At 41.0% G+C, this 18,009-nt stretch carries 14 protein-coding genes; 6 read left to right on the plus strand and 8 right to left on the minus strand.

Annotated features, from left to right (window positions below; all coding sequences use genetic code 11):
- Positions 1 to 58: 58 nt before the first annotated feature.
- The 4 genes from PL_RS11730 (at position 59) to PL_RS11745 (ending at position 7,859) form a co-directional block, all read left to right on the plus strand.
- Entirely contained in the window at positions 59 to 1,108 is a 1,050-nt protein-coding gene (locus PL_RS11730) for a FecR family protein (RefSeq protein ID WP_041883068.1), read from the plus strand.
- 170 nt (positions 1,109 to 1,278) lie between these two features.
- Positions 1,279 to 4,833, plus strand: a complete 3,555-nt coding sequence (locus PL_RS11735; protein ID WP_052496378.1) for a TonB-dependent receptor — start codon at positions 1,279 to 1,281, stop codon at positions 4,831 to 4,833.
- 27 nt (positions 4,834 to 4,860) lie between these two features.
- Positions 4,861 to 6,648 carry a RagB/SusD family nutrient uptake outer membrane protein gene (locus tag PL_RS11740; protein WP_041883070.1) on the plus strand — a complete coding sequence of 596 codons (1,788 nt, stop codon included), beginning with the start codon at positions 4,861 to 4,863 and terminating at the stop codon, positions 6,646 to 6,648.
- A gap of 71 nt (positions 6,649 to 6,719) precedes the next feature.
- Positions 6,720 to 7,859: an acyltransferase family protein gene (locus tag PL_RS11745; protein ID WP_041883071.1), complete on the plus strand. Its 1,140-nt coding sequence runs from the start codon at positions 6,720 to 6,722 to the stop codon at positions 7,857 to 7,859.
- A gap of 84 nt (positions 7,860 to 7,943) precedes the next feature.
- Here the strand turns inward: PL_RS11745 and PL_RS11750 are convergent, their stop codons facing one another.
- From PL_RS11750 to PL_RS11785, 8 genes are all read right to left on the minus strand, one after another.
- Positions 7,944 to 9,014, minus strand: a complete 1,071-nt coding sequence (locus tag PL_RS11750) for a dipeptidase (protein WP_041883072.1) — start codon at positions 9,012 to 9,014, stop codon at positions 7,944 to 7,946.
- Positions 9,015 to 9,024: 10 nt separating this feature from the next.
- On the minus strand, positions 9,025 to 10,140 hold the full coding sequence (locus PL_RS11755; RefSeq protein ID WP_041883091.1) for a D-TA family PLP-dependent enzyme: 1,116 nt from the start codon (positions 10,138 to 10,140) through the stop codon (positions 9,025 to 9,027).
- 1 nt (position 10,141) lies between these two features.
- The gene (locus PL_RS11760; protein ID WP_041883073.1) at positions 10,142 to 10,615 is read right to left on the minus strand and encodes a RidA family protein; all 474 of its coding nucleotides are present in this window, start codon (positions 10,613 to 10,615) and stop codon (positions 10,142 to 10,144) included.
- 10 nt (positions 10,616 to 10,625) lie between these two features.
- Positions 10,626 to 11,939 (minus strand): gluconate:H+ symporter, encoded by a 1,314-nt coding sequence (locus PL_RS11765; RefSeq protein ID WP_041883075.1) that lies wholly within the window; start codon positions 11,937 to 11,939, stop codon positions 10,626 to 10,628.
- A gap of 320 nt (positions 11,940 to 12,259) precedes the next feature.
- The gene (locus tag PL_RS11770; protein WP_041883076.1) at positions 12,260 to 12,886 is read right to left on the minus strand and encodes a gluconate 2-dehydrogenase subunit 3 family protein; all 627 of its coding nucleotides are present in this window, start codon (positions 12,884 to 12,886) and stop codon (positions 12,260 to 12,262) included.
- Positions 12,887 to 12,896: 10 nt separating this feature from the next.
- Complete coding sequence (locus tag PL_RS11775; protein WP_041883077.1) at positions 12,897 to 14,636, minus strand: GMC family oxidoreductase; 1,740 nt, start codon at positions 14,634 to 14,636, stop codon at positions 12,897 to 12,899.
- Between the two features lie 263 nt (positions 14,637 to 14,899).
- Positions 14,900 to 15,478, minus strand: a complete 579-nt coding sequence (locus tag PL_RS11780) for a DUF417 family protein (protein WP_041883079.1) — start codon at positions 15,476 to 15,478, stop codon at positions 14,900 to 14,902.
- Positions 15,479 to 15,576: 98 nt separating this feature from the next.
- The gene (locus PL_RS11785) at positions 15,577 to 16,434 is read right to left on the minus strand and encodes a helix-turn-helix domain-containing protein (RefSeq protein ID WP_041883081.1); all 858 of its coding nucleotides are present in this window, start codon (positions 16,432 to 16,434) and stop codon (positions 15,577 to 15,579) included.
- 27 nt (positions 16,435 to 16,461) lie between these two features.
- Here PL_RS11785 and PL_RS11790 point away from each other — a divergent pair, with 27 nt between their 5' ends.
- Together PL_RS11790 and PL_RS11795 are read left to right on the plus strand one after the other, a co-directional pair.
- Positions 16,462 to 16,767 (plus strand): hypothetical protein, encoded by a 306-nt coding sequence (locus PL_RS11790; protein ID WP_348621760.1) that lies wholly within the window; start codon positions 16,462 to 16,464, stop codon positions 16,765 to 16,767.
- A 66-nt stretch (positions 16,768 to 16,833) separates the two neighbouring features.
- A complete protein-coding gene (locus PL_RS11795) occupies positions 16,834 to 17,976 on the plus strand; it encodes a dipeptidase (protein WP_041883083.1) in 1,143 nt (380 codons plus the stop codon).
- The last annotated feature ends 33 nt before the right edge of the window (positions 17,977 to 18,009 follow it).

Genomic DNA, 18,009 nt, shown 5'->3' on the forward strand with positions numbered 1-18,009 from the left:
TTTCATTTTCTTTTAGGGGTAGACGTCTTTAAACTTACATATAGTTTAAAGGCACCAAATGAAAAGACAAGCCCTTCATTCCTTATTAGAGAAATATCTACAGAATAAATGTTCTGAAGAGGAACTGATTGTGATTGAAAAATTGTATGGCATGCTTGACAGAGATGATCTGGAGCAGATCTATTCCAGCGAATTACCTGCTCTTGAACAGAAACTCTGGGACAGGATTAATTTCGAAACCGGCCTTGAAACAGAAAGCATAAGTTCCATGCAACAGTCACCCCGGGTAAAAAAACTGCCCCGGGTTTTATGGTTTGCTGCTGCCGCTCTTGCCGCACTCACTCTTTTCACCGGATATCTGTTTTTATATCATCATCAAAATCCCCAGTATATCAGATTTCAGTCTCAGGCAAACAGGCTGGAAAAGAAAAACAATGGTTCTTCTCCTTTAAAAATCCAACTGGAAGATGGCAGTGTGGTCATACTGCAGCCAAAATCTTCCTTAACTTATCCGCAGCACTTTTCTGCTAAAACACGCGAAGTTGCTTTAGGTGGAGAGGGGTATTTCCTGATCAGCAAAAATCCTGACCGCCCTTTTTTTGTTTACAATAAGAATGTAATTACCCGGGTTGTTGGTACAAGCTTTATCATTAAGACCAACCCATCTACTGAAGAAACGCAGGTCATCGTAAAAACAGGAAAAGTAATGGTTTCCAGAAATGAAGATCAGCAGCTAAATCTTAAACGTCTTTTTAATGAGGAGAAAAAGGTGGTTCTGACGCCAAATCAAACCACAATTTATACTAAAGACAATGATAATTTCAAGACAACTCTGGTAGCAGATCCTATGCCGATTATTCCTGCCGGGCACCAGAAAGATCTCAGGACAAAATACATATTTGAGGAAGCACCATTGACAGAAGTCCTTAATCAATTACAGGCAACTTATGGAATAGGGATCATTATTGAAGACCAGGAATTGTACAACAATACATTCACAGGGGATATTTCCAAACAGAATTTATATCAGAAATTAGACCTGCTATGTCATACGATAAAGGCACATTATGAAATATCAGGCACTAAAATAATTATCAAAACAAAATAACCAGCCAACCTAACCAACCTAAAAACCAAAATCAACCAGCCTATGAACCAATTGAAACTCTACTAACCAAATTCCTCCCAAAAAAAAGAGGCTGACAAAGTTCCCCAACATTGCCAGCCAGTTATCTCTGTACGAAATTTTCACATTAACGAACAAAAACTTCTAAAGGTATGAAAAAAAAGCGATTTGTTGCTTTAATCAAAACAGCAATGCGGATATCCATGACACAAATTTTTCTTGGTATTTTATTCACCTGTGCTTCATTCGCCAAGAATGTCAAAGGGCAGGAGATATTGAACAAAGAAATCTCTATTAATATCAATCAGGGCCAGATTAAACAGATTCTGGCCGAGATACAGCAATTGACCAGCGTCAATTTCGTATACAGTTCAACGGTGATCAAAGCCCAGCGCAAGGTTTCTGTAAATGCAGTAAACAAACGTTTGGGTCAGATCCTGGATGAAACTTTAAATCCATTGAATATTTATTATAAAGTAGAGGATAACCAGATTCTGCTTTATGAAAAAGAAAATACAGGACTTTTATCAGCTAATCAGAATCTCATAACTGTCAAAGGGAAAGTTTCTTCTGATAAGGGAGAAAGCCTGCCTGGTGTAAGTGTAAATATTAAAGGCACCAAAATTGGTACCACAACAGATTCCAATGGTAGTTATGCAATTACTGCTCCCGGACCGGATGTTACACTGGTGTTCTCTTATATTGGTTTTACAGCTAAAGAAATTCCGCTCAACGGGCGTACAGTTTTAAATGTTCAGCTTATCGAAGAACTTACTTCTTTAGGAGAAGTAGTCGTGGTAGGTTATGGTACGCAAAGAAAAAAAGATCTGACCAGTGCTGTAGCTGTAGTCAATGTTGGAGAAATGATCAAACAGCCAACCTCATCTGTGAATAATCTGTTACAGGGACAGGCTTCAGGTGTTACTGTACTGGGTTCGGGACAACCCGGTGAAGAGCCTCAGGTAAGAATCAGGGGTGTCAATACCTTTGGAAACAATAATCCTTTATATGTAGTCGATGGTGTACCTACACAGAGCATTGCTGATCTTAATCCTAATGATATAGAGACCATGCAGGTACTGAAAGATGCCGGATCGGCTTCAATCTACGGGTCAAGAGCTGCTAACGGAGTAATTGTCATCACCACTAAAAAAGGAAAAGGTAAAGTAACGGTAACCTATGATGCTTATTACGGAACACAACGTCCTAAAGGAGGAAATGTATGGAATGTACTGACTCCTCAGGAAATGGCAGATCTCAAGCACATGGCCATGACCAATTCCGGAGCCACTGACTTTGCAGATTCTTTGTATGGCAGCGGCCCTACTTACGTTTTGCCGGATTATATCTTGCCTGCAGGGGCTAAAGAAGGTGATCCGAGAACAAATCCTTCACTCTATAAACTAAAACCATTTTATACTTCTGATAATGAATACCACAGTTTTTACCGGATTTCCAGAGCCAATAAGCAGGGAACCGACTGGTATCATGAAATATTCAGGCCCGCTTCGATAACCAGTCAGAATGTAGCCATAACAGGCGGATCTGACCAGGGGAATTATTTGTTTTCAGCTAATTATTTCAACCAGCAGGGGACACTGATCAATACGTATCTGAAAAGGTATACAATCCGTTCAAATAGCCAGTATAATATAAGCAAACGAATCAGAGTTGGAGAAAATCTGGCCTATTCCATTACCAATAATCCAAAAATTGCAGGATTGAGTGGTGATAATGCAATCGGACATGCGTTCAGAGAACAGCCTATTGTACCGGTAAGAGATATTATGGGAAACTACGCCGGCTCTTATGGTGGTAATCTTGGGGACGCTTATAATCCTGTGGCTATGCAGGAAAGAACCAGAGATAATAAATCACAACAAAACAGGCTCTTTGGTAATATCTTTGCAGAAGCCGATTTAACTGATTTTCTGACTTTAAGATCTCAGTTTGGTGGAGAGAACTATTCTGGTGCTACCCGTGCATTTGTATACCCTACCTATGAGAACGCAGAAAACTCAACCCTCAATTCTTATACAGAATCCGCCCTGGACGGCTACAATTATAGCTGGACCAATACACTATCTTTCAATAAAACAATTGATAAACACCGTATCAAAGCTGTAGTCGGGACAGAGTTTTTCAAAGACTACACCCATGTTTCTACCGGCACCAATCAGGGGTATTTTTCTTTTGATCCGAATTACACCAATTTGTCAACAGGTAGCGGCCCGATGAAAACTACCAGCGCCAGAACTTCCAATACTTTATTTTCTCTGATCGGAAGAGTGGATTACAGCTATAACGATAAATATCTGCTGGGTGTAACTATCCGCCGGGATGGATCTTCCAAATTTCTGGAGCATGTTTACGGATGGTTTCCTGCTGTAAGTGCGGGATGGAGAGTTTCTCAGGAAAGCTTCCTGAAAGATGTAAAATGGATTACCGATCTGAAAATCAGAGGTGGTTACGGAATCATGGGAAATCAGCTTAATGTAAGCGGCGGTAACTCCTTCACGACTTTTGGAAGTGCTGTAGGTACTTCTTATTATGCCATTGGCGGCGGAAACAATATCGTTTCCGGATTCTATCAGAATCAAACTGGTAATCCAGGTGCCAAATGGGAGAAAAACATCAACTCTAACTTTGGTTTTGATGCGACTTTATTTGGCGGACATATTGATATCTCTGCTGATTATTACCGCAAAAATATCCGGGATCTGTTGTATAATCCTGAAATGATAGGTACTGCGGGTGCTGCAAAAGTTCCTTTTGTGAATATTGCCCAGATGAAAAATAATGGTTTTGATATCTCGGTATCTGGTAATACACAAATAAGCAGTACAGTGAAGCTGAATGCAACTGCTACTATTACTACTTATCATAACGAAATTCAAAAGATTTCAGGGGGTTCAGATTATTACGATGTAGACTCCCGCCGCTTTGACGGAAGTAATATTATCCGTAATGCTGTAGGTCATCCGATCAGTCAGTTCTTTGGCTACAAGGTTGATGGTTTCTGGAACTCTCAGCAGGAAGTAGATGCGGCTAATCAGAAAGCACAGGCTGCAACCGGTAACCCTGGTGATGTTTATCAGACTGATATAGGTGTAGGCCGTTTTAAATATGCAGATACGAATGGTGACGGCCGTATTACTGCTGATGACCGTACATTTCTGGGCAATGCCAATCCAAACTACAGTTATGGTCTGAATCTGGGTGTAACCTATAAAAACTGGGATTTCAGTGCTTTTTTCTATGGCGTTCAGGGCAACTCTATCTGGAACCAGGTAAAATGGTGGACAGACTTTAATCCGTCTTTCGGCGGTGCCAAAAGCAAAACTGCTTTATATGATTCCTGGACTCCGCAAAACCACAATGCCAAAGCTCCTATTCAGGAAACTGCAAACTCCTTTGGTACCAATGCGGTTCCGAATTCTTATTTCGTAGAAAACGGTTCTTACCTGAGATTGAAAAATGCACAGATTGGCTATTCTTTCAATTCAGTAAAACTTCAGAAAATAGGAATCAATAAGTTAAGAGTTTATCTGTCAGGAGCCAATTTGTTTACGATTACCAAATATTCTGGTGTTGACCCGGAAATAGGAACTTCAAGCGAAACAGGACAGCAGACTGCTTATGGTGTAGATGATGGTTCTTACCCTAGTCAGCGTACTTTCTTATTAGGTTTAAACTTATCCTTTTAGTCACCCTTTGGTTTAAAAAATATAAAGATGAAGAAATCTACATTTATTTTGTTAACTGTAATGGTCTTTACAGGACAACTATTTTATTCATGTAAAAAGGCATTGCAGCAGCCTCCTCTGGGCTCTGTGTCTGAAGAACTGGTAGCAAATAAAAACGGTGTAAATGCATTGTTGATTGGTTCTTATGCGGCCTTATATGGAATGCAGGGAAATAACCAGAGTTTAGGTGGTGGTGAAGCCTGGCAGGGTTCTCCAAGTAACTGGGTTTTCGGATCCATTGCCGGAGGTGATGCTTCCAAAGGTAGTGCCGGCTCTGATCAGCCAGCTATTGATCCGATTGCAAATTTTTACTCAGATGCGAACAATGCTTACTACAACGGAAAATGGAAAGCGCTATACGAAGGTGTTTCACGGACCAATAATGTATTAAAGTTTTTAGCAAAAGCAACAGATATCACACCTGAAGAAGGTAAAGTAATTGCCGGACAAGCGAGATTTTTAAGAGCACATTTCTATTTTGAAATTAGAAAATTATGGAATAAGGCACCCTGGATTGATGAAACTATAACAGATTTCAACCAACCGGTTAGTGCTGATCTGTGGGCAAAGATTACCGAAGATTTCAAATTTTCCTATGAGAATCTTCCTGGCACACAAGGTGAAATTGGCAGGGTAAATAAATGGGCAGCCGGAGCTTACCTGGCTAAATCTTATTTATACCAGCGCAAATACGCAGAAGCTAAAGCAATATTTGACATCGTAATCGCGTCGGGGGTAACAAGCAGTGGTAAAAAATATGATCTGAACCCTTCATTTGAGGATAATTTCATGCCAAGTAAAGAAAACAATCCTGAAGAAGTATTTACTATACAGATGGCAGCCAACGCAGATCCTTCGGGACCTACAAGCGGGAATAACGGAGACATGCTCAACTTTCCTTATGGTGGCAGCCCGTTTGGCTGCTGCGGATTTTTCCAGCCTTCTATTGATCTGGTCAACCGATTCAGAACCAATGAGACTACCGGCCTTCCTTATCTGACCAGCTACAATGATTACGCAGTTAAAAATGATATGGGAATTGGCGGTGGTGCTGAATTCACACCTGATCAGGGGACACTTGATCCAAGGATAGACTGGACAGCTGGCAGACGCGGAGTTCCTTATCTGGACTGGGGTAATTATCCGGGGGCTGCCTGGATCAGGGATCAGAGCTATGGCGGACCATACGGACCAAAGAAAAATATATACTGGCAGAAAACAGCAGCTACTGATGCCGATAAAACTACCTGGGCACCGGGATCAGCAATCAATTACCTGGTTATCCGTTTTGCCGATGTTTTGTTACTGGCAGCAGAATGTGAAGCGCAGGCCGGAAGTCTGACTGTGGCACAGCAATATGTAAACAGGGTAAGAGCCAGAGCTGCCAATAAAGAGGGCTGGGTCTATAAGTATAAAGATGACAGCAAGCCGATGGAAGGATTTTCTGATGTACCTGCGGCAAACTATAAAATCAGTGAATATCCGGCAGGTGATTTTGCGGGTAAAGGTCAGGCCTATGCACTGAGTGCTATTTACTATGAACGTAAAATAGAACTGGCTATGGAGGGACATCGCTTTTTTGATCTGGTACGCTGGGGTATTGCAGAAAAAGAGCTGAATGCATACTTTGATTATCAGGGAAAACTGACTTCGGATGTAAGAAGAGGAAGATTCACTGCGGGCAGAAACGAGTACTACCCTATTCCGCAGCGCCAGATTGACCTGAGTATTAAAGGCAATACCAAAGTACTAACACAAAATCCCGGATATAATTAAGGGATAAATTCATTCAGGAAATCATTTAAGATATCTTTAATAAAATTCCTGTAGAAATTAATAAAAAGCCTATGAAACCACTAACCGAGCGTTTTCTTTCACTGGATGTATTCCGTGGCATGACTTTATGTTTCATGATCATTGTAAATACTCCGGGTAGAGGCGCAATCCCATTTGCCATGCTTGAACATGCCGCCTGGCATGGATTTACGCCAACTGATCTCGTTTTCCCTTCTTTTCTTTTTGCGGTAGGGAATGCCATGAGCTTTTCTATGAAAAGATTCAGTCAGATGGATAATTCACAGGTGCTGCTAAAAATTTTCAAACGTACTTTTCTGATTTTCATTATCGGTTACCTGATGTACTGGTTTCCGTTTTTCAAGTATGACAAACAAGGTCATATCATATTTGCAGTCATAGAAAACACCCGTATTATGGGTGTTTTACAAAGAATAGCGGTGTGTTTTGGAGTTGCTTCGCTAATGATCCATTACCTGTCAGGTAAGACTGTCATCTGGATGAGTGTTTTCTTCCTGATAGGTTATTGGATCTGTTTGCTGCTGTTCGGAGATTCGGGTGCTGAATTAACCATGACAGGTAACGCGGGTTATTACCTGGATAAGCTGTTGCTTGGGGAGTCACATTTGTATCATGGTGACACGCTGCATGGCAAGCATATTGCCTTTGATCCGGAGGGCATACTCAGTACGATTCCGGCAATTGTGAATGTGATTATCGGATACTTTGCGGGTAAGTTTATTCAGGAAAAGGGAAAAGGATATGAAAGTATTGCCAAACTGTTTCTTGCAGGAAGTTTACTGGTCTTAATAGCTATCTGCTGGAATTCAGTATTCCCTGTCAATAAAAAACTGTGGACCAGCTCATTTGTACTGATCACCTGCGGACTTGACCTGATGATTATTGGGACACTGTTATATATTATTGAAGTCAGACAGTCAATCAGCTGGACAAAGTTCTTTGTTATTTTCGGGAAAAATCCTTTGTTTATTTACATTGTTGCAGACCTGCTGCTGATTATTATCGATACTCTTTTTCCACATTTACATTTCAACAAGTGGATAAATGTTAATTTCTTCCAGGTCATTGCACCCGGACCGGTAGGCTCACTATTATTCGCAATCTGCTTTATGTTAGTATGTTGGATGGTAGCTTATATACTGGACAAACGTAAAATCTATATCAGAGTCTGATACTGAAATTCTGAGACTAACAAGTTATCCACATTTTTTGTGGATAACTTGTTGATTATTCACAACATCGCCCTTCGGGCTATCTTAAAGCCATGCTTTTCTCAGAAAGCGAAGCCAGTTACCCTGCATCAGATTTCTTATATCCTGCGCTGTATATCCTCTTTTTTCCAGATGTCCTGGTATTTTCTGCAGATCTGCGATGTTTTCCACATCATATGGACATTGCTCTTTTCCAAAAGCTCCATCCAGATCTGATCCAATGCCGACATGTAAAGTATTACCGGCTATCTGGCAAATATGATCCAAATGATTAACCATCACTTCAAGATTACAATTCATACCTTTTGGTGTTGACTGCCCGCGAACCCAGTTCGGAACCATCATCCAGGCATCCAGTGCAAGTCCGATTACAGCACCACGGTTAACGAGAGCTTTAATTTGTCCGTCACTATACTGACGATTATGATTAACCAGCGCCCTGCAGTTGTTATGTGAAGCCCAGATGTGTCCGTTAAAATGGTCCAGTGCTTCCCAGAAACTATCATCGCATAAATGTGTAGCATCCAGAATAATATTCAGCCGCTCCATCTCTCTGAGTAATTCATGACCTTTTGGTCCCATAAAACCTGTAGCGTCAGTTCCCTGTGCATATCGTCCAGGTCCATAATGTGCCGGACCAACTGCCCGCAGCCCATAAGCATGAGCACGTTCCAGATGCTGGACAGTAACCATGGAATCTGCACCTTCCAGACTTAATATATATCCGACAGTTTTTTTTTCATCTGCCAGTTCACTTTCCCATAAAAGAACGTGTTTCTCCAGACTTTCCAGGTTATTAATCTGCACCATTTCTCCGGCCTCTTCCATCGTTTTATACCAGGCCAGCTGCCCTTGTGTCTGCGCCCATGCCTGCTCAGGAGAATGCCAGCCGGGCAGATTATTTCCGGGAGCGACATAACGGGCTATCTGTGTAGCTACAACCAGACCTATTTTACCTTTTCTCAGTTCGGGCAGGGAAACCACCGCTTTAGCCCGGTCGGGTTTATCGGTCAATCCCTGTTCTCTATCATTAATAGCTGAAACCGGTAACCGCAGATCGCGATTCCATTCCAGCGCATTCATACTTAAATCGAGGTGTGCATCTATGGTAAACATCTTTTAAAAATTAAATATTAATCTTCCTCTCTCTTGAGATTATCTTCCACCCCCCTGTTATTTTATGACTGGCAACGATATCAGCATGATCATAAAGAGCTACCGTAGGACAAATATGTATCGGCAAACCGTAAAGGACATCGCCTATCCGGAAACCATGATCCGGCCCCAGTTCAAGAACCAAATGTTCTTCACTCTGACTTACCGCTTCTGCTGAAGGCGCATTTAAGAAAAAGACTCTTCTTTTTAATACATTTTCTGCAGCAACAGACTTATGCCCGAGATCAACCGTAATCTTTGTCTTATCGGTTAAAGATATGACACGGGTCAGTACCAGTGCGGCAGTCAGATAATCCTGCTCTGCAAAAGCATCCAGGTATCCTTTATCCCAGAGAATAAAAGTTCCGGGACTGCATTCTATATCTTCCAGTTTTGCATAAACCGGAAAGGTTGGTGTTCCGCCGGCAATAACAACCGGTTCAGGTATACCTTTCCAGACCAGCTGTTTGATTAATTTACTTATGGATGCCAATACCCCACCAGCTTTAGCTTCTCTTACAGCATAGTCAGCATCATGAATATGACCATCATAAGCGTGCAGACCCAGCATCTTTACCCCCTTTTCAGCTACACCGGCTGAATAGAGTTCCAATGCTCCTTTTTCCGGATGAATACCGGTCCTGTTCATTCCCACATTCAGATCCAGAAAAAGATCAATTTCGGTCTCCGCATTTATTGCTGCCCCGGCAATAGCTTTCAGTGAAAACTCATTATCAACCAGACAGGAAAAAGTAGTTGCCGGATAGGTTTTGATTAACTGAATAAATCTGTCAATTTTAGGTCCTGCCGGCTGATAAGCCAATAATACATCTGGTGCTTTACAAATAGCCAGCATCTCTGCTTCAGCAATAGTTGCACACTTAAATTTAGTAATACCCGCCTCCAGCAATTGCCTGGTGATTTCTATAGTCTTGTGTGTTTTGACATGTGGTCTAAGCCTGTTTATATCATTAATGCTCTGCTTTAATTTTTCAATATTAGCCGTCATCCTATCCTGATAAAATATCAGGGCGGGTGAATCAAGCTGATCCACATCGTCAATCAAATACCAATCTGGTGTATCCATATTATTCATGTAATTCAAACATCGCTTCAATTTCTACTGGAATATTATCAGGTAATGAGCCAAAACCTACAGCACTGCGTGTACCGATACCATTTTCTTCTCCCCAGATCTGCGCAAATAATTCACTGCACCCGTTTATAATAAATGGATGTTTTTCAAAATCAGGAGTGCAGTTCACCATGCCCAAAACCTTGATTACTCTTTTTACGCGGTTTAATGTTCCCAGATTGGTTTTAATGGTAGATAACATAGTTAAACCAACCTGTCTTGCTGCCAGTTTTCCCTGTTCCTGATCCATATCTGCACCTATACGGCCAATAATCAAACTTTTATCATCGTTAACAGGCCCGTGTCCGGATAAGTAAAGATATTTACCATCAATCAGGTATGGCTTATAAACTCCAAGAGGTTTTGGTGCCGGTGGCAGGGTTAATCCTAATTTTGCAAATTGCGCTTCTGCACTTAAATTTTCCATTGTATATTTTTTAGATAATTTGATTTAATAAAAGTACGCCGATCAGACCGGCGATCCCAACAATTGATTCCATTAATGCCCATGATTTAAACGTATTTTTCAGACTTAAATTGAAATACTCTTTAAACATCCAGAACCCCGCATCATTGACGTGAGAGAACATTAAACTTCCTGCTCCAACTGCCAGTACCATTAAATTGGGGTTCGTATTCGTTGCAACCATTAATGGTAAAATAATTCCCGCCGTTGTCAGTCCTGCAACTGTAGCAGAGCCTACACAAAATCTGATAATAGCTGTAATCAGCCAGGCCAGAAACAGAGGCTGCATATGTAATTCTTTCAGCATTACTGCAATCTGTCCACTCACCCCACTATCTACCAGGATTTGTTTCAATGCACCGGAACCTCCGATAATCAGAAGAATCATAGCTACATCTTTAACAGCCTCTGCATAGAGATTCATGATATAGGTTATTTTCTTTCCCTGAAAAACTCCAAGGGTAAGTGTTGCTGTAATCAACGCGATCAGCATAACCACATTAGATTCGCCTACCAGCCCCATAATAGAAATTAATGCAGGTATCCGCCCTGCAAAAAAAGAAAATACAGCAGCCATAACCAGTAGCAGAACTGGCAGCAATGCTGTAAAAAAGCTATTAAAAGTCCCCGGTAGTTCGCTCTCAGGTTTTTCAACAGGAACAAAACTTTGCAGGGGTGCGGAAGGAATACTCCTGAGTGTCCTGGCAAAAAGCGGACCGCCAATAATGATGGCTGGTATAGCTACAATCAGACCATATAACAGGGTAAGCCCCATGTTTGCTTTAAACTGTATGACTAATGCAGAAGGCGATGGATGCGGAGGAAGAAATCCGTGGGTTACAGAAAGAGCAGCCAGCATAGGTAAACCAATATAAATTGCAGGTAGTTTATATTTGTAAACTACAGAGAAGATCAGCGGAATCATCAGGACAAAACCAATTCCGTAAAATAAAGGGATACCAATCAGAAATCCGGTGACAACCACCCCCCACTGAATATACTTTTCTCCGCAGATATTCATAATTACTGCAGCAATCCTTTGGGCAGCACCACTGTCTGCAACCAGTTTACCCAACATGGCTCCAACTGTAATAATAATCAGCAGGGAACCCAGAACATCTCCCATGCCCTTTTCAACAGAACCGGCAATCTTATTTAATGGAATGCCGAGCGCTATGCCGGCAACGATGGATACGATCAGGAAGGAGAGAAATGCATTGATCCGCAAAGCGGACACCATCACAATTAATAACAGGATACAGAGCAGTACAATGATAAGGGTCATCTGGCTTTTTTATGATCGGATAAATTATAAATAAAGCTGCCTGATAACTCTCTTCTTCCAAACTACAGCCCCCAGCAGGTGCTTCTCATTAAAACATATAAACATCCGCTGATTAAGATGTTACAGAAAGGAAGATACAATTTTTTTAGTCTTCTACTGCATTTTCGAGCAAGCTAAAACGTAGTTTTTCGCAATTTATTTCTGCAGTTAAACCCTATGGAATTTAAAGGCCGGGTTGATTTAGCAGGCTGAGGAGTTACCGGACATCCTCTGATTAAATATCCGGTAATCTCTAATCTTTCACTCGTCCATTACTAAAATCAGACGTTTTCCATTCCGTATTGTTTTAATACATCTGCTGGTACTCCAGTCCATTTATTAGGCACATTTCCAACATAACCCAAATCCTTTACTCCCATTTCGGTAGTAAAAAAACCAGATGCAGTCAGGTTTCTCATCAGACTAAAAAAAGCTGCCCCCTGCTCCATCCCTGGTTTAACTTTTTTAGGATAAGCTATATCCTCAACCATTTCAATGCGCTGCTTTTCAGATGCGTCTTTAAATGTTTGCTGAAAACGGTTAAGACACTGAATGTCTAACCATTTTAACCCGCCACGCATTGGTGTCTGGTGTTCAGGCATATCTTTAACTATAAATTCAATAAATTCAGGTACTTTAGCGTCTGTAGCGCTTCCTGATTTTTCATCTTTAGGAATGATAATATCCGAAAGTATAGCGATAGTAGCCATTTCATGTGCATCAAAAAACTTTGCTGCATTTAAAGCTCTGTCTCTTTCTACTTCGAAAGCTTCCCTGCCCGGCTGGGCAGCAGCCTTTCCTTCTGTTGTATTTTCTGTTGCCGGAACTCCCGGTTTACAAGCCTCCAGCAATACTGCCGAACTGATTGCCGTTAGACCGATGGCTTTTAGTGATTCACGTCTGTTCATGTCTGCCTGCTTAACTTAGATTTAGTTTTTTCTTTTGCGCAAGGATGTATTCTGCTGTTCTCATAGATAAAGCAAGAATAGTCCAGGTTGCATTTTTATCGCCCTGCTGTACAAAAGGAGCAGCGTCGACCACAAATAGATTTTTACAATCATGTGCCTGACACCACTTATTTAAAGCAGATTTTTTAGGATCATCACCCATTCTCACTGTACCAACTTCATGGATGATTTTACCTGGTGCTTCCAGCCCGTAATTATCTTCGGGGCCATGAATTTTAGAAGTAACGATTGCGCCCATGGTATGCATCATTTCCTGAAAGGTATCCTGCATGTGTTTAGCTTGTTTAACTTCTTCAACTGCCCATTTATAATTGAAACGGAGTACCGGAATACCGTACTTATCCACAACTTTAGGGTCTATTTCACAGTAATTAGATTCTCTGGCGATTGCAGTTCCACGTCCGGCCATACCAACCTGTGTCCCAAAAAAGCGTCTGTAATCGTCCTTCAGTCCTGCACCATATCCACCAGCCTCTTTCATCTTACCATCTTTTCCGGGTACTGCGCCATTCATGTTTTCTATACCGCCGCCAAAGCCATAACCTGGCATATGTAATCCGCCGCCATATTCAATATGATAACCACGTGGAAAGTCTAATTTTTTATTGTCTAACCACCACGGAGAATAGATATGTACACTGCCTACTCCATCTTCATTATAGCGTTTACGATCCATTAACTGCGGAAGAAAGCCACTCAGACTTGCACCTGTTGAATCATGAAGATATTTTCCTACGACATTACTGTTATTGGCAAGACCATTAGGATGTGCAACTGATTTGGAATTGAGCAGCAAACGGGCAGATTCACAGGCACTGGCACCCAGGATTACAATTTTCCCTCTGACCTGATGTTCCTGCATTGTAGTTTTATCTACATAAGATACTCCAGTGGCCAGACCGCCTTTATCTGTAAGTACTTCACGCACCATTGCATTGGTAATCACAGTCAGATTTCCTGTTTTTACAGCTGGTATAACCAGACAGGAAGAAGAAGAGAAATCGCCGTAGACCTTGCAGCTTCTGCCACATTGCCCGCAATAAAAACAAGGAGCCCGGTCTTTATTATTTGGTAAGGCTTCTGTTAATACAGAACCCCTGCCCGGAATTACGGTTACTCCATTCTTTTTTGCTGCTTTTTTGATAAACAATTCATTAAGTCTGGGCTTTGGCGGAGCCATGAAAATCCCGTCCGGCTCACTTTCAATCCCTTCAACAGTTCCGTAGATACCGATCATACGGTCAACTTTATCATAATAAGGCTTGATTTCCTCATAGGTAATAGGCCAGTCATCTGTCAGACCATCTTTACATTTAAAATCATCGGGGCCCATTCTCAGTGAAATCCGTCCCCAGTGGTTGGTTCTCCCTCCCAGCATTCTGGAACGAAACCAGGCAAATTCAGAATTATTTTTCTGGGTATAGGGTTCTCCATCAAGTTCCCAGCCTCCATAAGCAGCATCAAAATCTCCAAATGGACGTACAGTACTTGCACCCCGTCTCGGAGATTCCCATGGCCATTTTAGTTGCTGCGCATCCAGACGCGGATCAAAATAAGCACCTGCTTCCAGCATAAGTACTTTCTGACCAGCATTAGCCAGCACGTACCCTGCCATACCACCGCCTGCTCCGGATCCAACTATTATGGCGTCATATTCGACGTCTGACTTTTTAATTTGAAATTCGTTCATACTACCTGCTTTTATATATTAAATGGTTTTAGCTCGTATTTGGTGTATGTAATTTAGTATTAAATTCTAAATTCTGGAATTTTCGTATGTATAATTTGTTTCTAAAGTTGACGAAGCGATCATGTACTACCTGATTTGATTCATTTCAGTTGGTATTTCTGCTGCACCTGATGGTTGTATCAAATACGTTACTGTTAATTGATTTCGTCCCGGGAGAAATAAACCTGGTTGTTTAAAGCAGGCGGCAGTACGTGTTTTCAGATTTATCTCTGTTCTTTAAGTTTCTGGCGTTTTAGATAGAGCTTAGCAGATTCACTCATAGTTATAATCGCACCTCCAAGAATCACTAAATCTTTGATCACCAGACGACCTCTTCCTGATAGATATGGAAAGCCCCACTGGTTATCGGTTAAATGCGGCACCCAGCTCTCCGGAGTAGTCACCAGAAAAGAAAGCGTCCCCAATGACATCAGAAAAACAAACATACTGGCAATCATAGACGGCAAAGGAGCTATTTTATGCAGTGCGATAAAAACTGCCATTGTGATGAGGAAAACACCTAATCCTTTGGAAAAGCCATAGGTATTATTGGCTGTATGCCATTCATGATTTGCAGGAATAAGTTCACCTTCTTTATTCATATGAGTTTTATAATCTGCCGGATGGTTATAAAAGAAAGACATAAATGGACTATTAGCTACAAAAGGTACTATACCGTCTGCTTCGTAAGTAAAAAATTTCAATCCGCCTATCCAGAGAAAAACGACTACAATACCGAAGCGTATTACATTTTTCCCATACTGATCGAGATTGGCAATAGTGTTTAAAAGAGAATTTTCCATAAAAAAGATTTGTTATTCAGCTATGCTGTACATCAGCGTATCCTGTGGATACAAATCTAGGTAAGCCGGCTTAGCCCTGACATGGACAATACGGGATATTATTTGGATAAATCTGCCATTACAGAGATCCCGGTCTGGTCCCGAAAGGTTTGCGGAGAGACTTTGGTTACCTTTTTAAAAACTCTGCTAAAATAAAATTCATCCGTAAACTTCAGGGAGTAGGCAATCTCTTTAATACTCATCCGGGTAAGATGCAGCTGTTTTTTAGCTTCCAGAATCAGTCTTTCCTGAATTAGCTGCGAAGGGGATTTTCTAAAATACCGGGTACAACGTTTGGTCAGATTATTAGGTGTCATCGCCAGTAATCTGGCATAATCGGCAGGTTTATGCAGCACAAGATAATTTTCTTCCAGCAGCTGTCTGAATTGTTCCATCAACTCGTCTTTTTCTGGCTCCTCCTCCCCGGTAGCTATTGAATTAATTTTAATACTGCTTGACTTGGCCAGGAACAACTGAAGATATGCTCTGAGAACTATTTCTGAGGGCGATTCCTGATTAAATTCTTCTGCCAGGTCATTTAACAGGTGATCAAAGACCCGTTTTTCCTTATTGCTCAGCATGACCAGTGGAGCAACATAAATATTATTAAATAAAAGCCCGTTACAGGATACTTCTGCCCGGTGATATTCTATACAATAAAAATCTCCATGGAATTGCAGCATGAATAGCTTCAAAGCACCAGCTGATTCTATATGGATAAATTGCAGCGGTGTGGAAAATAAAAGAACAGGACCTGTAAAAGGAAAGCTCCCAAAATCAGCATGATATACTCCATTTCCTTCTGGCACAAAAAGAACTGTATAGGAAGAAAACTGAACAGGGGTATTTAAATCCTTTCCGTCTGTTTGTTTAACACCGAGTAAATATTCACCTGATTTTGAAAATATCTTTTTCATTAATTGAGTAGCTTTAAGAATATTTTAATGAATAATATGACTGCTGCTAAAAGATCGTCCCAATATGCAATAATATCATTAATACTATTAATAATAGCTATTGGGCTGACAATTTGTGAAGTAAATGCAAGTTATGAGATTCAGGTAGCACCCGATATCACTTATAGAGTTATTGCTTATGTCGTAAGGATTATATTACCTGTTTCTTTTGTATACGCTTTGATGTCTGTATCAGCTAAAAAAAACAATCTGGGTTCTGTAGTCTGTATTCTTTCGGGTTTAGGCACTTTAATGGTTATTTTAAACCTGATTAATTCTGTGTATCAGGCCTGAAGGAAGCTATGGATTTCAAACCCGCAGATCATGTAACAACTATAACAACTCCCTAAAAAAAGATAGATGAAGAAACTACTATTTCCCCTGTTTGTACTTATAGGATTCCAGTCGCTGGCACAACAGCATTTATTGGTGGATACACATAATGACGTCCTTTCTTCGCAGCTGCTCACTAAAGCTGATTTAGGCAAATTACAACGTTCAGGTAATTTTGACCTGGTAAGAGCTGCCAAAGGTGGATTAAATGCCCAGGTATTTTCTATCTGGTGTGATGAAAGTTTAGGAAAAGGAAAGGCCTTTTCGAGGGCAAACAGGGAAATAGATTCTTTAGATGCACTGATCAGACGTAATCCCAAAAAAATAGTTCTGGTCAATAATGCTGCTGAATTGAAACAAGCCTATAAACAACATCGGCTTGCTGCCTTAATTGGTGTTGAGGGTGGGCATATGATCGAGAACCGCATGGATTATTTAGATAGCCTGGCTAAACGTGGTATGCGGTATTTAACCTTAACGTGGAATAACAGTACTCCCTGGGCTACTTCGGCCAGAGATGAAACTTCAGCAAAGCTGAAACGTAAAGGCCTTACCGGCTTTGGAAAACAAATTGTTCATCGTTTAAATACGCTGGGTGTAATAGTTGATATTTCACATGTTGGTGAAGCCACATTTTATGATGTACTGGCTTCAACTACTAAACCCGTCATTGCCTCACATAGCTGTGCTTATAGTCTGAATCCTCACCGGCGTAACCTGAAAGATAAACAGTTAAAAGCATTGGCAAAAAACGGTGGTGTGGCCTTCGTTAATTTTTACAGTGGTTTTGTAGATCCTTCTTATGATGCGAAGGAACAACTTTTTCTTAAAAAACATGCCAGAGAGCTAAATGCCTTAAATAAGATCTATGGGCCTTATGCTCCAATGAAACTTAATGAATTGCACAAGGCTGAAGCTGACAAAATGCGTCCGCCATTAAGTATGCTGATTAAACACATTGACCATATGGTTAAAGTTATGGGCCCCGAACATGTAGGGATTGGTTCTGATTTTGACGGATCTGAATCTTATCCTACAGGATTGGATTCGGTAGTTGATTACCCTAAGATAGTTGCTGAATTACGAAAACTGGGTTATAAGGAAGAAGCCATCGGACTGATATTTGGCGGGAATTTCTTAAGGGTACTGGCTGCAAATACAGGGAAGTAAAATAGCTCTAAAACAAAAAAGCTTCAGATTTCT

The organism is Pedobacter lusitanus, assembly GCF_040026395.1.
Classification (GTDB): Bacteria; Bacteroidota; Bacteroidia; order Sphingobacteriales; family Sphingobacteriaceae; genus Pedobacter; species Pedobacter lusitanus.

Coding starts and splice junctions, on each gene's coding strand:
- PL_RS11730 (WP_041883068.1), top strand. CDS start 59: ATGAAAAGACAAGCCCTTCATTCCTTATTAGAGAAATATCTACAGAAT.
- PL_RS11735 (WP_052496378.1), top strand. CDS start 1,279: ATGAAAAAAAAGCGATTTGTTGCTTTAATCAAAACAGCAATGCGGATA.
- PL_RS11740 (WP_041883070.1), top strand. CDS start 4,861: ATGAAGAAATCTACATTTATTTTGTTAACTGTAATGGTCTTTACAGGA.
- PL_RS11745 (WP_041883071.1), top strand. CDS start 6,720: ATGAAACCACTAACCGAGCGTTTTCTTTCACTGGATGTATTCCGTGGC.
- PL_RS11750 (WP_041883072.1), bottom strand. CDS start 9,014: ATGTTTACCATAGATGCACACCTCGATTTAAGTATGAATGCGCTGGAA.
- PL_RS11755 (WP_041883091.1), bottom strand. CDS start 10,140: ATGGATACACCAGATTGGTATTTGATTGACGATGTGGATCAGCTTGAT.
- PL_RS11760 (WP_041883073.1), bottom strand. CDS start 10,615: ATGGAAAATTTAAGTGCAGAAGCGCAATTTGCAAAATTAGGATTAACC.
- PL_RS11765 (WP_041883075.1), bottom strand. CDS start 11,939: ATGACCCTTATCATTGTACTGCTCTGTATCCTGTTATTAATTGTGATG.
- PL_RS11770 (WP_041883076.1), bottom strand. CDS start 12,886: ATGAACAGACGTGAATCACTAAAAGCCATCGGTCTAACGGCAATCAGT.
- PL_RS11775 (WP_041883077.1), bottom strand. CDS start 14,636: ATGAACGAATTTCAAATTAAAAAGTCAGACGTCGAATATGACGCCATA.
- PL_RS11780 (WP_041883079.1), bottom strand. CDS start 15,478: ATGGAAAATTCTCTTTTAAACACTATTGCCAATCTCGATCAGTATGGG.
- PL_RS11785 (WP_041883081.1), bottom strand. CDS start 16,434: ATGAAAAAGATATTTTCAAAATCAGGTGAATATTTACTCGGTGTTAAA.
- PL_RS11790 (WP_348621760.1), top strand. CDS start 16,462: ATGAATAATATGACTGCTGCTAAAAGATCGTCCCAATATGCAATAATA.
- PL_RS11795 (WP_041883083.1), top strand. CDS start 16,834: ATGAAGAAACTACTATTTCCCCTGTTTGTACTTATAGGATTCCAGTCG.